Consider the following 12,533-nt stretch of genomic DNA (forward strand, 5'->3'; position numbering starts at 1 on the left):
AAATAAGGGCTAAAAAGTAAAATATTTTTCTCATACACTTGAGTTTAAGTATTAAAACGCCTTGTTAGTAAGTATGTTATAGGTAATACTATAAAAAGTCTTTAACACTGATACAGTCAATGCCGCTGGCTTCAGCGCAGCGCCTGTCGGTTTCTGAATTTTCAATCATCACAATTTCTTTGCGCTGGAGGCCATGTTCCTGAATAAGCAGGTCTATTACATCAGGCTCGGGTTTCGGAGCGGTTTCTTCGGTAAAGTAGCAACGGAGATATTTTTCCAGTCCGTGCCATTCTGTTTGTTTTATTTTATTTACTTGTTCCTGTACGTTGCCATTGGTTACAATGAACAGTGCTTTGCGGTCGACCACAATTTCCTGCATCAAGGTAAGTATATTCTGATATAAAAGCAGTTTCAGCGGTAATTTGGCAGTTAAAAGCAGGTTTTCAAACTTATCGCGGTATTGCTCAGCCACCGGGAATTGCTCCGTTAAGCGGTTAAATGCAGCATCCTTCCCTTCAGCTATATACGTATCGGTTAGTACTTTGGTTGCGGCCTTAGCATCAATCAGCTCAATATATTCAAGCATGTTGGCAAACAGGTAATAAGCCTGAAAGTAGTAATCCTTTGCCGGATAAAGCACATCATCTAACTCAAAAATAAAAGCCGTTTTACGTTTATCAATATCCTTATAGTCCATTAAGCAATTACGTGTAGTTTTATATCGTATTCATTAAAAAGGGTTTCGGCTTTTAATAAAAGTGCCGTTTCATCAGGTCTTAACAAATAAACCGAATCAACACCCTTATCCAGGCAAAGCGTTAACATTTCATGTGTATAACTTGCCGAAGCCGGTTTGGGTAATAATATCATTTTGCCTGTTTTTACCATAAAGTCGGGCAAATCCATATGATCACCTAAAATAATATTTTTTCCTTCCAGTTTGTTTTTAAGCTGGTAAGCTTGTGCCGATGTGGCGGCGGTAATTAAAATGCTCATGTTAATGGGCGTTAACAATTAAACCATCCTTCATTGTAACTGTACGGTCCGACAGGTTTGCAAGATCTTCATTATGGGTAACAATTACAAAGGTTTGCCTGAAATCATTCTTCAGCTTAATAAATAATTCATGAAGTTCAAGCGCGTTGACCGAATCAAGGTTGCCCGAAGGCTCATCTGCAAAAATAAGGGCAGGGTTATTGATCAGTGCGCGTGCTACGGCCACTCTTTGCTGCTCACCGCCCGATAGCTGGTTGGGTTTGTGGTGTAGCCTCTCTTTTAAACCCAGCAGGTCAAGCAGTTCGGCGGCTTTTTTTTCGGCATCAGATTTTGATTTTCCTGCTATAAAAGCCGGGATACAAACGTTTTCAAGGGCACTAAACTCGGCCAGTAAATGGTGAAACTGAAATATAAAACCAATCTGCCGGTTCCGGAAATCGCTCAGGTTTTTGTTGCTGAGCTTATTTAGCTCAATATCGTTGATATATAATTCGCCCGAATCCGGCCTGTCAAGCGTGCCTAATATATTAAGAAGGGAACTTTTCCCGGCTCCCGAGGCCCCTACGATGGTTACAATTTCGCCTTTTTGTACCTCAAGGTCAACACCTTTTAATATTTGCAGCTGTCCGTATGATTTATGGATAGATTTAGCTTTTAGCATTTGACAAAGTTAACGGATTAGCTGATTTATTTGTTTGGGGATACTGATTATTGAATGTTCATTATATAATATCATAAAATGCACGTTTTATTATCCTCTCGCAAAGGCGCTAAGACGCAAAGGATTTCTTTTTTGGCGTCTTAGCGCCTTTGCGAGCTAAAAAAACAGGATGCATAGTATTTTGTAAATACAATGTTATTTACCCTAAATAAGGGCAAATAAACTGAAACAAGGTGTTTACCGTTTCAAACAAAATTGTAGCTTTACCGCAAATTCTTCAAAACATGAATATTCACGAATATCAGGGTAAAGCTATATTAAAAAGCTATGGCGTTAGAGTTCAGGAAGGCATTGTAGCCGATACTGTTGAGCAGGCTGTTGAGGCTGCCCAAAAATTGAAAGAAGACCTGGGCTCAAGCTGGGTAGTGATAAAAGCACAGATCCACGCAGGTGGCCGTGGTAAAGGCGGTGGTGTTAAACTTGCTAAAAACGTCGATCAGGTTAAAGAACATACCGGTAATATTTTAGGTATGCAGCTGGTAACTCCGCAAACCGGTCCTGAAGGTAAAAAAGTTAAGAAGGTTTTAGTAGCACAGGATGTTTACTATCCCGGCGAAAGCGAAACCAAAGAGTTTTACATGAGCGTATTGCTTGACCGCGCACGCGGCCGCAACATCATCATGTACAGCACCGAGGGTGGTATGGACATTGAGGAAGTTGCACACTCAACTCCTGAGCTTATATTTAAAGAAGAGATCGACCCTAAAGTTGGTTTACAAGGTTTTCAAACCCGTAAAATAGCTTTTAACCTTGGCCTTGAAGGCGAAGCGTTTAAAGACATGACCAAATTCATTGCTGCTTTATACAAAGCCTATGAAGGTACCGATTCATCACAATTTGAAATTAACCCGGTTTTAAAAACCTCTGATAATAAAATTTTAGCTGTCGACGCTAAAGTAAACCTTGACGATAACGCGCTTTACCGTCACCCGGATTACGCTGCAATGCGTGATACCGATGAGGAAGATCCAACTGAGGTTGAAGCCAGCAAATCAAACCTTAACTATGTTAAGCTTGATGGTAACGTTGGTTGTATGGTTAATGGTGCCGGTTTAGCTATGGCTACTATGGATATCATTAAAATTGCCGGTGGCGAACCTGCTAACTTCCTTGACGTGGGTGGTACTGCCAACGCGCAAACTGTAAAAGCTGGTTTCAATATCATCTTGTCTGATCCTAATGTAAAAGCAATTCTGATCAACATTTTTGGTGGTATTGTACGTTGCGATCGTGTTGCACAAGGTGTGATTGACGCTTACAATGAAATTGGTAACATTCCGGTTCCGATCATCGTGCGTTTGCAAGGCACAAATGCTGCTGAAGCAAAAGCATTGATCGATAACTCAGGTTTGAAAGTTTACTCGGCTATATTGCTGAAAGAAGCTGCTGACCGTGTTAAAGAGGTTTTAGCACTTTAATTTGAGAGATTAGAGGTTGGTGATTAGAGATTAGTTGCTATGCCTTTAGATATGAAAGCGGTGAGTTTAGGCTCGCCGCTTTTTTTGTAGGTACGCGTTTGTGCTCTACACCACGTCATTGCGAGGTACGAAGCAATCCCCAATAAGCAGAACAGCTATGCAAATTCCTCTGTACAGTTTGGGATTGCTTCGTTCCTCGCAATGACGGTCGGGAGAGGGTATGTAGGAAAGCAAAAAAGCCATCGAAAATCGATGGCTTTTAATATTTTAAAGGGTTTAATTACCCTAAATATGATTTCAATATTTTGCTCCTTGAAGTGTGGCGCAGGCGTTGCAAGGCTTTATCCTTGATCTGGCGTACACGTTCGCGGGTAAGGTTGAATTTTTCGCCAATTTCCTCTAATGAAAGCGGGTGATTGGTGCCTAAGCCAAAGAACAATACAATGATCTCGCGCTCACGCTCAGTTAAGGTTGAAAGCGAACGTTTGATCTCTTCGGATAACGACTCATTGATCAGGATCGAATCGGTGTTGGGTTCCTGGTTTTCCAGTACGTCAAGCAGTGTGTTTTCTTCGCCCTGTACAAATGGTGCATCCATTGATACATGACGGCCAGAGTTGCTTAATGTATCAGAGATCTTATCAACAGTGGTCTCCAGGATATCGGCAAGTTCTTCGGGCGATGGCTCACGCTCGTACTCCTGCTCAAGCTTTGAAAAAGCTTTGCTGATCTTACTTAATGAACCTACCTGATTAAGCGGTAAGCGCACAATACGTGATTGCTCGGCAATAGCCTGCAATATCGATTGGCGGATCCACCATACAGCGTACGATATAAATTTAAAGCCTTTGGTCTCATCAAAACGTTTGGCAGCTTTGATCAGGCCGAGGTTACCCTCGTTAATCAAATCGCCAAGTGTAAGGCCCTGGTTTTGGTATTGTTTAGCAACAGATACAACAAAGCGAAGGTTCGTTTTGGTTAAACGCTCCAATGCCGCCTGGTCGCCCTCGCGGATCTTCTGAGCTAAAATTACTTCTTCTTCGGCGGTTATTAGGTCTACCTTACCAATCTCGTGAAGATATTTATCAAGCGATTGCGACTCGCGATTGGTAATGGATTGCGTTATTTTGAGTTGTCTCATCTATTTAATAAACCTGTCTATTCCTTATATCCTGAATAGAACGTGCAAAGCTAATATTTTGTTTCTAAAATAAAACATATAAATCAGAAATAGCAATACCAGTGTCAAATTTTATATTTTAATTTTTTATTTTATGAATAGCGGCTAAAATTTATTGTAAAACGATGAATTTATTTTGTTATTTAATAAATATTGTTTTCATTTGAATTGAATTAATATCGAAGTGTAATGAAAAAGGTACGTGCCCTGCAAATACTTGTTTATATAGTGTTTGGTTTGTTTGTTTTTCAAAATATAGCCGCCGATTTCTGGCAGGGATTTAAAGATGGTTATAATGATGGAATGGGTTCAACCGATGGCGTTAAAAGATACGGGCCAACATTGCAGGCCACTATTGATGGAAGCTTTATTTCGCAAAAAAATAATGGCGAAATGAAGATAGGTGACGACTATACTTTAAAGAATATAATTATAAGCAGTGATATTGTGGTTAATAATGATAAAATATCTGCATCATGGTTATTGAACGTAATTGAAATCGGGCTGGTACTTATGACAACTGTAATAGTAATAAGGATAGCATATCTTATTAATAAGGTTATTGTAAATATTGTAGAGGGTACTTTGTTTGAGCCGCAATGCATTATGTGGATCAAAAGCACTGGGATGTTGCTGTTACTGTTTACATTGACTGATTATGCAGGCCAGCAGGTATCGTACCAGGAGCTAATAACGAAACTGCACGTGCCGTTAAAAATCATCAATACCTCGGCATTTAATTTTGGTACACTGGTGTTTGCTATATTGGTATTTATATTGGCCGAAGCATTTAAGCAGGGCGCCAGGCTTAAAGAGGAGCAAGAGTTAACAATATAAGCCATGCCTATAATTATCAATCTTGATGTGATGATGGCAAAGCGAAAAATGTCATTAAATGAACTGAGCGACAGGGTAGGCATCACCATATCAAATCTTTCCATCCTGAAAACGGGTAAAGCGAAAGCTATCCGTTTTGAAACGCTTGAAGCGATATGCAAAGCCCTCGATTGCCAGCCGGGGGATATTTTGGAATATAGGTGAAATAGAATGAGTAATGAGGCTGTATCATAAATCAAATTGACCACCCTTGGTGTTGTGTTACCTATGGATTGAAATTTAGCCGATAATATTTATACAAAAAGGGGGTTTACATGTTTTTTGTATAAAAACCACTCAATTATCTGATTATTAATTATATAAGTAAATGTTAACCCTGAATTGTGTTAACCCTGTTAACCCCCTTTTGTTAGTAGAGTCAACCCAACCCAAACTTGCAATCCCTAACACGGAATTTAAGATTCATAAAATCCATTAATCCGGCAAATCGTATAAATCCTGGTTCAGACAACAAAAAAGCCGCCCTTATCAGGCGGCTCTCTTCATTGAATATAAAAACTATTAAACACTTTTCTCTGCTTTAACAACCATATGCATACTGATAGGTTGTTTATTCATCTCTTTTTGGATCCTTGCGCTGGTTGCAGCCGGACGGCTGTTCAGGTGAGGCGCAATAACCAATGATACTATCGACATTAATTTAATCAAGATGTTCATGGAAGGGCCTGAAGTATCTTTAAACGGATCACCTACAGTATCACCTGTTACAGATGCTTTGTGCGGCTCTGATTTTTTATAGAAGATCTCTCCGTTGATATCGCAGCCCTTTTCAAATGATTTTTTAGCATTGTCCCATGCACCACCGGCGTTACTCTGGAAAATACCCATCAGCACACCTGATACGGTAACCCCTGCCAACAGTCCACCCAATACTTCGGGGCCAAAGGCAAAACCGATAATAATAGGAGTGATCAGTGCTATTAAACCGGGGGCAACCATTTCGCGGATTGACGCTTTGGTTGATATCGCCACGCATTTTTCGTATTCGGGTTTACCTTCGTAGGTCATGATGCCCGGAATTTCACGGAACTGGCGACGCACTTCTTCAACCATGGCCATAGCAGCACGACCTACCGCAGAGATACACAAGGCCGAAAAGATGAAAGGGATCATCCCTCCAACAAACAGGCCGGCCAACACATTAGCTTTATAAATATCAATATGCTCAATGCCGGCTACGCCCACAAAGGCAGCAAATAATGCCAATGAGGTTAACGCTGCCGAAGCAATAGCAAAGCCCTTGCCTGTAGCAGCGGTAGTGTTACCAACAGCATCAAGGTTATCAGTACGGTGACGAACTTCTTCGGGCAGGCGGCTCATCTCGGCAATACCACCGGCATTGTCAGCAATTGGTCCGAAAGCGTCGATAGCCAGCTGCATGGCAGTGGTTGCCATCATACCGGCAGCAGCAATAGCTACACCATATAAACCTGCAAAATAATAGGAACCATAAATGCCCGATGCCAAAACAAGGATCGGTAGTACGGTTGATTCCATACCTACAGATAAACCACCGATGATATTAGTAGCATGACCGGTTGATGATTGCCTGATGATGCTCAGTACCGGGCGTTTGCCCATCGCCGTATAATATTCTGTAATAATTGACATTAAAGTACCTACCACAAGACCAACCACTATTGATCCGAAAACGCCGTTTTTGGTGAAAGGAATTATCCCTTCTTTCACAGCACCGTTAACTTCATCACGTACCATGTGAAATTCGCCCGATGGTAACATCCATTGTACAACAAAATAAGTGGCAATAGCTGTTAGTATAATTGACGCCCAGTTGCCCATGTTCAGTGCATTTTGAACGCTGTCGGTTTCTTTCTTAATTTTTACAAGAGATGCACCGACAATTGAAAATATTAATCCAAGACCGGCAATAACCATCGGCAACAATACCGGGGCTATACCGCCAAAGTTATCGTGTGATACAATTTCGCGGCCCAGTACCATGGTAGCCAGCATAGTGGCAACATATGAGCCAAAAAGGTCGGCACCCATACCGGCAACGTCACCTACGTTATCACCTACGTTATCGGCAATGGTAGCGGGGTTCCGTACATCATCTTCAGGGATTCCTGCTTCAACTTTACCTACAAGGTCGGCACCTACGTCGGCCGCTTTGGTATAGATCCCGCCGCCGACACGGGCAAATAGTGCTATTGATTCTGCACCTAATGAAAAGCCAGCCAAAACGTCAAGTGCTTTCGCCATAGCCTCGCCGTTAACAGTACTGCCTGCTACCTTAACTACATAAACCTGGTAAAAAACAATAAAAAGTGATCCTAAACCGATGATGGCCAAACCGGCGACGCCTAAACCCATCACGGTACCGCCGGTAAATGATACTTTTAATGCTTGTGCCAAACTGGTGCGCGCAGCCTGTGTAGTACGTACGTTGGCTTTGGTAGCAATACGCATCCCCAGGTAACCGGCAAAGGCCGATAAAAATGCGCCTATCACAAATGATATAGCTATAACCCAGCTCGAAGTGGCAACTGTTGTGCCCGACCATGCCAGTAAAATAGCTGCAACGGCAACAAAGCCGCCAAGTACTTTCCATTCGGCACGTAAAAAGGCCATTGCGCCGTCTGCTATGTAGCCGGCAAGTGTGGCCATATCACCGTCACCTGCATCTTGTTTAGTAACCCAGGCGGCTTTAACGGCCATAACAAGGATGCCGATCAGCCCTAAAACAGGAATTAAATAAATTAAATAATTGTTCAGAAAATCCATATCACAAGTTTGGTTTAATAAGTAGTACTGCTTGGTTTTAACAGTGTTTAATAATAATTGGTGATTGCAAAATAGTAATTTTATTTATTTACTATAGTGATCCTTAATATTAAAGTTTTTTGAATAGTTTAGAGATTTAAACCCTAAAACAATATATGGCGAAAAACTCATCGCAACCCAAAATGAAACATGAGCTTAGCTTGCTGGATGGTACCATGCTGGTATCAGGCTCCATGATAGGCTCAGGTATTTTTATTGTTAGTGCAGATATCACCCGTAATGTAGGCTCGGCCGGCTGGCTTATAGCCATCTGGGTTATTACCGGTTTCATGACCCTTACTGCTGCCCTTAGTTACGGCGAATTAAGCGGTATGTACCCAAAAGCAGGCGGTCAGTATGTTTATTTAAAAGAGGCTTACAACAAGCTAATAGCGTTTTTATATGGCTGGAGTTTTTTCGCGGTGATCCAAACCGGTACCATAGCGGCAGTAGGGGTAGCTTTCAGTAAGTTCACTGCTTATTTAATACCGGCTTTCAGCGAAGATAATATATTGTGGAAACTCCAAACCGGGGCAACCCCAACCGGCGACCCGAAGTTTTTTACCATAAGTGCTGCGCAGGTAGTATCTATTATATTGATCATTATCCTTACTTACGTAAATACCCGTGGTGTAAAAGGCGGTAAATTGATTCAAACAATTTTTACGTTAACTAAGCTCATCAGTTTATTCGGGTTGATTGCCTTCGGATTGCTGGCCTTTAAAGCCGATATATGGCATGCCAACTGGACTAATGCCTGGGATTTGCATAACCTTAATAAAGACGGCAGCATTACCACCCTGACAACCGGCACTGCGCTTGGCGCTATTGCCGCAGCCATGGTGGGCTCTATTTTTAGCAGTGATGCCTGGAACAGCGTAACCTTTGTGGCCGGTGAAATGAAAAACCCCAAACGCGATGTTGCTTTGAGCATGATGTGGGGAACTATCATTGTAACCTTTATTTACGTTATGGCCAATGTGGTATATACCGGTGTACTATCATTACATGAAATTACCGTTGCTGATAAGGACAGGGTAGCGGTGGCTGCTTCACACGTTATTTTTGGCAATATCGGTACTTATGTAATTGCCGTGATGATCATGATATCAACGTTTGGCTGTAACAATGGCCTGATCCTTTCTGGTGCGAGGGTTTATTATACCATGGCTAAAGATGGTTTGTTTTTTAAGCAAACCGGTAACCTCAATAAGTTTGGTGTGCCGCAGTTTGGGTTATGGATTCAGTGCGTGGTGGCTTCATTACTGTGCTTGAGCGGTCGTTATGGCGATTTGCTGGATATGATCTCATTTGTGGTGGTTGTATTTTATGTGTTGACGATATTGGGCATTTTTATTTTGCGTGCTAAACTGCCAAACGCCGAGCGCCCTTATAAAGCCATCGGTTACCCGATTTTACCTGCTATTTATATTGTCATGGGGATCGCATTTTGTATTCTGTTGCTTGTTTATAAACAAAGCTTTACGCTTATCGGGCTTGGAATTGTACTTATAGGTTTACCGATATATTATATCTCGCAGCGGAACGTTAAGAATGAGGATGAAGCGATTACTGTTAGTTAGTTTTTTATTTATAGGGGGATATGCCGGAGCACAAACGCTTCAGCAAAAAATATCAAATGCTTTTAACCGTTTACAGGCCGATAGTCAGTGCAGTTATGCCTCGGTATCGTTAACTGTGCTTGACGCCAAAACCGGTGAGCAGGTGTTTGGCGGTAACCCTAACATGGGGCTCGCTACAGCCTCAACGCTTAAAACTATTACCAGTATTACGGCTTTTAACGTTTTAGGTCCCGATTTTCAATACCAAACACAATTAGGATATACGGGAGACATAGCAGCCGACGGTACCCTTAACGGCGATATCATCATTAAAGGCGCAGGCGACCCAACTCTGGGCAGCTGGCGCTATGAACAAACCAAGGAAAGCCATGTATTAACCCTGATGGCTAATGCCCTGCAAAAGGCAGGCATCAAAAAAATTACCGGGCGTATTATAGGCGACGATAGCGTTTTTGGCACCCAATCTATCCCCGAAGGATGGATCTGGCAGGATATCGGCAACTATTACGGTGCCGGTACATCGGGCCTTTGCTGGCGCGAAAACCAGTTCGATATTAAACTGCGCACCGGGGGCGTTGGTAATCCGGTTGGCGTATCCCATACCGTTCCGCAAATGCCATATCTTTCCTTCAAAAGCGAACTGATCAATGGTTCGGCAGGTTCGGGCGACAATGCTTATGCCTTTTTACCTGTTGGCAGTAAAGTAATGTACCTGCGGGGTACCTATGCTATCGACCAGGACAAAAAAAGTATTTCGGCTGCCTTGCCTGATGCTGCCTATGATGCAGCGCTACGGCTAAATGATACGCTCAGGAGCCTTGGTATTATCATTGGTAGCGAACCGGAATCAGCAGCTACTTTGAGTGCTAAAAATCAGCCTTTGCCGGTTATTGTTAAGAACCTGGCAACTATCTCGTCACCAACCTTAAGCAAAATAGTTTATTGGCTTAACCAGAAAAGCATTAACCTGTATGCCGAACAACTGCTTAAAACCATAGCCTGGAAACAAGGCCGTAAACCAACCACTGCCAATGGAGTTGATGAGGTGCAAAAGTTTTGGGCAGCCAGGGGGATAGATACAAAAAGCATGAATATTTATGATGGCAGCGGTCTTTCGCCCGGCGACAGGGTAACTACCTTAACACTGGCCCGCGTACTGCAGTCGGCTAAAAAGGAAAGCTGGTTTGCTGATCTTTATGCAAGTCTGCCTGTTTATAATGATATGAAGATGAAAAGTGGTAGTATCAATAATGTATTGTGTTACGCAGGCTGTCAAACCAAAAACGGGCGTGAGCTTTGTTTTTCCATCATGGTTAATAACTTCAGCGGATCGAGCCGGGGGATAAAGGAAAAAATGTTCCGGGTGCTGGATGAGTTGAAGTGATCTGGAACTTCTTTAATCTGAAAGGAAAAAGCGTGGGATTGTGCGATTCCCCCCTTAAGAGGGGCGGAGGGGTATGTTCCTGCTTTGATGAGCTTGTAGAAGAAACACACCCCTGCTATCGCTCGTTCCGCCGCGCCCCCTCTCAAGAGGGGAATCTTAAATCTTTTGTACAATTAATTGTTTAGATTAACGGCTATGGTGTGGACGCTTGACCATACACATGGGGTCAATATATTCATACCAACTTTTATTCTATTGTGAAACATCTTAACTTTATTGGAACCGTAATACCATCAAAACCAATAATGAAAAATTATAAACTTATTTTCTTTGCGGCGCTGTCATTCGTTGCCTGCAAAAGCAAAAGCAATTCAAATGATGATGTGCAATCCATCAAATTCAAATTTACAGAGCTTGGCCGCGAAACCCAATTCAGGATCACCTGCGATAAGTTTGACTATTACTTCCCCGAAGGGAAAGAAAAAAACTTTGATAAAAAGCCGGGTATTGATAGCGTGATGCAGTTGCTAACCGGCATGAAAACGGTAAGCGATGGTACCGAGCCTGATGTAAGGGGAAAGATCTATATTACCCATGCTACTAAAACTATTGATACCGTTTGTGTAGGTGTTAAAGCGCTTAGCTATAAAGGCACAACTTATGAAACGCCACAGGCGTTGCTGGTGTTGATACAGAAGTAGGATTTACAATGCTTCTTTCACATCATCCAAAACCACACTCTTGCATCCTTTAGCACAAACGCAGGCTTTGCCTACACATTTATTTGATTGCCACAGATCGAGGCAGCGGATGGTTTGATTGGCTGTTTCTTGTAAATCGTCGTCGGTATTCAAGGTATGTTGAGAAGATACAGCAGGGATATTGGCCAGTTTAATACCAAATTGCGAGGCCGCTTCTTTATCAATATGACCGGTACCGGATGATCGGGTGACAATATATTTAATACCTGCTGCCGCAAGCTTTTCCATAACACCGGCGGTTACCTCGTCGTCAAGGGTGATGATAGCTGCCGTTTTTCCCTCGGCGAAGATGGCTGTATCAATGCTGAGGTTGTTTGATATCAGCGTGATCTCGTGTTTTTTATGGTTGGCTATTGCCAAAAACTCTTTTTCGAAGGGCTTAATATTGTAGGCTATCGCTTTCATCCATGATTTATTTAACCAAAGGCAAAGCTATCCTTAAGCTATCGCTGGGGGAATGAGCAATGTCAGCTAAAAAAGTGACGATGGTCAGTTTTTCATTTTACCAAGCCGTTCGGGTGAGAGTACGGTGATCTGGCTGCCCTTTTTATCGATGAGATTTTCGTCTTTAAAATCGGTAAGGGTGCGGCTTACGGTCTCGGTAGCAACGCCGGCCATGGCTGCAAGGTCCTCGCGCGAAACTTTGAAATCGACCCCCTGTTGTTTATAAAGGCGCATCAGGGTATCGGCCATTCTTTTGCGTACAGAGTTATAGGCAAGCTGCAATAGCTGTTCTTCCCTGTCGCGGATATGGTTGGAGAGCAGTTTGATAAACTCCCGGGCAACATCAGGATATAAATTGAGCAGAT

At 42.4% G+C, this 12,533-nt stretch carries 13 protein-coding genes; 6 read left to right on the forward strand and 7 right to left on the reverse strand.

What is annotated here, in order from left to right; translation table 11 throughout:
* Positions 1 to 88 precede the first annotated feature (88 nt).
* The 3 genes from VF500_RS10830 to VF500_RS10840 are packed head-to-tail and all read right to left on the reverse strand — an operon-like array spanning position 89 to position 1,657.
* On the reverse strand, positions 89 to 697 hold the full coding sequence (locus VF500_RS10830) for an HAD family hydrolase (protein WP_330859687.1): 609 nt from the start codon (positions 695 to 697) through the stop codon (positions 89 to 91).
* Positions 697 to 996: a hypothetical protein gene (locus VF500_RS10835; RefSeq protein WP_110585961.1), complete on the reverse strand. Its 300-nt coding sequence runs from the start codon at positions 994 to 996 to the stop codon at positions 697 to 699. Before VF500_RS10835 ends, VF500_RS10830 begins: the two co-directional genes overlap by 1 nt.
* A 1-nt stretch (position 997) precedes the next feature.
* On the reverse strand, positions 998 to 1,657 hold the full coding sequence (locus VF500_RS10840) for an ABC transporter ATP-binding protein (protein ID WP_110585960.1): 660 nt from the start codon (positions 1,655 to 1,657) through the stop codon (positions 998 to 1,000).
* Positions 1,658 to 1,941: 284 nt separating this feature from the next.
* Here VF500_RS10840 and sucC point away from each other — a divergent pair, with 284 nt between their 5' ends.
* Positions 1,942 to 3,135 carry an ADP-forming succinate--CoA ligase subunit beta gene (sucC, locus tag VF500_RS10845; RefSeq protein WP_330859688.1) on the forward strand — a complete coding sequence of 398 codons (1,194 nt, stop codon included), beginning with the start codon at positions 1,942 to 1,944 and terminating at the stop codon, positions 3,133 to 3,135.
* 280 nt (positions 3,136 to 3,415) lie between these two features.
* Here sucC and VF500_RS10850 read toward each other — a convergent pair whose 3' ends face one another.
* Positions 3,416 to 4,276, reverse strand: coding sequence for a sigma-70 family RNA polymerase sigma factor (locus tag VF500_RS10850; protein WP_090466905.1), 861 nt, complete (start codon positions 4,274 to 4,276; stop codon positions 3,416 to 3,418).
* Between the two features lie 228 nt (positions 4,277 to 4,504).
* Between VF500_RS10850 and VF500_RS10855 the strand changes: the two genes are divergently transcribed.
* Positions 4,505 to 5,152 (forward strand): DUF2975 domain-containing protein, encoded by a 648-nt coding sequence (locus tag VF500_RS10855; RefSeq protein WP_330859689.1) that lies wholly within the window; start codon positions 4,505 to 4,507, stop codon positions 5,150 to 5,152.
* 3 nt (positions 5,153 to 5,155) lie between these two features.
* Entirely contained in the window at positions 5,156 to 5,356 is a 201-nt protein-coding gene (locus tag VF500_RS10860; RefSeq protein ID WP_110585958.1) for a helix-turn-helix domain-containing protein, read from the forward strand.
* A 357-nt stretch (positions 5,357 to 5,713) separates the two neighbouring features.
* Here the strand turns inward: VF500_RS10860 and VF500_RS10865 are convergent, their stop codons facing one another.
* Positions 5,714 to 7,957: a sodium-translocating pyrophosphatase gene (locus VF500_RS10865; protein WP_330859690.1), complete on the reverse strand. Its 2,244-nt coding sequence runs from the start codon at positions 7,955 to 7,957 to the stop codon at positions 5,714 to 5,716.
* Positions 7,958 to 8,112: 155 nt separating this feature from the next.
* On the opposite strand from VF500_RS10865, the gene VF500_RS10870 reads away from it, so the two are divergent.
* From VF500_RS10870 to VF500_RS10880, 3 genes are all read left to right on the forward strand, one after another.
* Entirely contained in the window at positions 8,113 to 9,579 is a 1,467-nt protein-coding gene (locus VF500_RS10870) for an APC family permease (RefSeq protein WP_330859691.1), read from the forward strand.
* Positions 9,557 to 10,963: a D-alanyl-D-alanine carboxypeptidase/D-alanyl-D-alanine endopeptidase gene (gene dacB, locus VF500_RS10875; RefSeq protein WP_330859692.1), complete on the forward strand. Its 1,407-nt coding sequence runs from the start codon at positions 9,557 to 9,559 to the stop codon at positions 10,961 to 10,963. The genes VF500_RS10870 and dacB overlap by 23 nt, the downstream gene beginning before the upstream one ends.
* A 305-nt stretch (positions 10,964 to 11,268) precedes the next feature.
* Positions 11,269 to 11,664 carry a hypothetical protein gene (locus VF500_RS10880; protein ID WP_330859693.1) on the forward strand — a complete coding sequence of 132 codons (396 nt, stop codon included), beginning with the start codon at positions 11,269 to 11,271 and terminating at the stop codon, positions 11,662 to 11,664.
* Between the two features lie 3 nt (positions 11,665 to 11,667).
* On the opposite strand, the gene VF500_RS10885 is transcribed toward VF500_RS10880, so the two are convergent.
* The gene (locus VF500_RS10885) at positions 11,668 to 12,129 is read right to left on the reverse strand and encodes a lactate dehydrogenase (protein WP_330859694.1); all 462 of its coding nucleotides are present in this window, start codon (positions 12,127 to 12,129) and stop codon (positions 11,668 to 11,670) included.
* An 84-nt stretch (positions 12,130 to 12,213) separates the two neighbouring features.
* Positions 12,214 to 12,533, reverse strand: a 320-nt coding sequence (locus tag VF500_RS10890; RefSeq protein WP_330859695.1) for a Crp/Fnr family transcriptional regulator, incomplete at its 5' end; no start/stop codon positions are given.

Origin of the sequence: Mucilaginibacter sp., assembly GCF_036383575.1 — a bacterium.
In the GTDB taxonomy this organism is placed as follows: Bacteria; Bacteroidota; Bacteroidia; order Sphingobacteriales; family Sphingobacteriaceae; genus Mucilaginibacter.

Coding starts and splice junctions, on each gene's coding strand:
- VF500_RS10830 (WP_330859687.1), bottom strand. CDS start 697: ATGGACTATAAGGATATTGATAAACGTAAAACGGCTTTTATTTTTGAG.
- VF500_RS10835 (WP_110585961.1), bottom strand. CDS start 996: ATGAGCATTTTAATTACCGCCGCCACATCGGCACAAGCTTACCAGCTT.
- VF500_RS10840 (WP_110585960.1), bottom strand. CDS start 1,657: ATGCTAAAAGCTAAATCTATCCATAAATCATACGGACAGCTGCAAATA.
- sucC (WP_330859688.1), top strand. CDS start 1,942: ATGAATATTCACGAATATCAGGGTAAAGCTATATTAAAAAGCTATGGC.
- VF500_RS10850 (WP_090466905.1), bottom strand. CDS start 4,276: ATGAGACAACTCAAAATAACGCAATCCATTACCAATCGCGAGTCGCAA.
- VF500_RS10855 (WP_330859689.1), top strand. CDS start 4,505: ATGAAAAAGGTACGTGCCCTGCAAATACTTGTTTATATAGTGTTTGGT.
- VF500_RS10860 (WP_110585958.1), top strand. CDS start 5,156: ATGCCTATAATTATCAATCTTGATGTGATGATGGCAAAGCGAAAAATG.
- VF500_RS10865 (WP_330859690.1), bottom strand. CDS start 7,957: ATGGATTTTCTGAACAATTATTTAATTTATTTAATTCCTGTTTTAGGG.
- VF500_RS10870 (WP_330859691.1), top strand. CDS start 8,113: ATGGCGAAAAACTCATCGCAACCCAAAATGAAACATGAGCTTAGCTTG.
- dacB (WP_330859692.1), top strand. CDS start 9,557: ATGAAGCGATTACTGTTAGTTAGTTTTTTATTTATAGGGGGATATGCC.
- VF500_RS10880 (WP_330859693.1), top strand. CDS start 11,269: ATGAAAAATTATAAACTTATTTTCTTTGCGGCGCTGTCATTCGTTGCC.
- VF500_RS10885 (WP_330859694.1), bottom strand. CDS start 12,129: ATGAAAGCGATAGCCTACAATATTAAGCCCTTCGAAAAAGAGTTTTTG.